The following is a 1,170-nucleotide window of genomic DNA, read 5'->3' on the forward strand; positions in this document are numbered from 1 at the left end:
GGCTTATCGGTATGAGTGGCAATAATAAATTCCGCAGAATTTCCGAGATATTCTTTCATGGTTTTTAAACCAATTTCATGAGCTTGTTCAGGCGTTAAATGGTCATCAGGAGAAAAAGATTGGACAAAATGATAACCAAACCTTTCGTTTTTTCGTGGCTTGTTTTTTAAAGCGATAGCCATTGTTCGTGTCGCTAACATTTCATCACAGGTTGAATGAATATCTAAAATGTTTTGAGCGGAAACATATTCAAAGTCATTTGTTTTTTCAGGGTTCATCACATAATCAATGAGTTGGTTTAAATCTTTTGAAGAATGAACCGTTCCGTTCGATTGTTTTGGCATATAAATCACTGTCATTTTTACTCCCCCTCCGAAATATAATGAACCACTTTTTGAATTTTATCTTCCAAATTTTCTAATTGATTTTGATAATTAGACATCAATTCTTTTGTCTGATTATTTTTATTTTCGTTTAAATGTTTAGCAATTTGATTGATATTATTTCCGATACGTTTTAGTTAAGATTTTGTCGCAGAAATTTCAGAAATAATATTTTTATATTCTGAAAAATCAATAGAAAAAATCTCTTTATTGCAACAGGCTCGTCTAGCAAAAATAGAAAAATTAGTGATACCAGTTTTTCTCATCATCAATTTAATTCTTTCGTTCTCTTTTTCATTTACACGAAATTTTTTCTGTATACTTCTCTCACGATTTTCAATTATTTTCATCTTGTCAACCTCACAAATATCTGTCAACTCTAAAAGCTCAAAATAGGGGGTTAGTGTCTTTAGTGAACTTCGCACTTGGGTACCCAAGTACAGTAAAAAGTATTCATCTTTCACTCACAAAATCTAAAATTTCCAATTTTATTTTTGTTCGTTTCAGACGAATCTTTTTATTTTTGGTGGTGTCCCCCAATCCCCCTTTTTGAAAAAAATTAGAGCTTAATTTCAAATTCTTTTAAGACCTCTTCGTATAAATCTTTGACTTCAAAACACAAATTTTTAACTTCGTCTTCGGTCAAAGTTTCAACATATTTTTTTGCTTTTATATAGTCCTCTAGTTCTTCTTTATCAATTAAATCGAATTGTTCATGTATCATTTTTTCTAAACTACTTGTTAGCTTTTTTTTAGATATAGGGAATTTATTTGTCAGTTGAATAGC

Annotated in this window: 4 protein-coding genes; all 4 read right to left on the reverse strand. The window is 30.1% G+C overall.

The genetic code is table 11. The annotated features are described in order from the left end of the window. Positions 1–359, reverse strand: a 359-nt coding sequence (locus AB0O34_RS36950) for a relaxase/mobilization nuclease domain-containing protein (RefSeq protein WP_363923677.1), incomplete at its 3' end; no start/stop codon positions are given. 2 nt (positions 360–361) lie between these two features. Further along, complete coding sequence (locus AB0O34_RS36955; protein ID WP_260309158.1) at positions 362–511, reverse strand: plasmid mobilization relaxosome protein MobC; 150 nt, start codon at positions 509–511, stop codon at positions 362–364. 9 nt (positions 512–520) lie between these two features. Next, positions 521–847 (reverse strand): hypothetical protein, encoded by a 327-nt coding sequence (locus AB0O34_RS36960; protein ID WP_363923679.1) that lies wholly within the window; start codon positions 845–847, stop codon positions 521–523. A gap of 95 nt (positions 848–942) precedes the next feature. Next, on the reverse strand, positions 943–1,170 hold a 228-nt coding region (locus AB0O34_RS36965), incomplete at its 5' end, for a hypothetical protein (protein ID WP_363923681.1).

The organism is Sphaerisporangium sp. NPDC088356 (assembly GCF_040685555.1).
In the GTDB taxonomy this organism is placed as follows: Bacteria; Actinomycetota; Actinomycetes; order Streptosporangiales; family Streptosporangiaceae; genus Sphaerisporangium.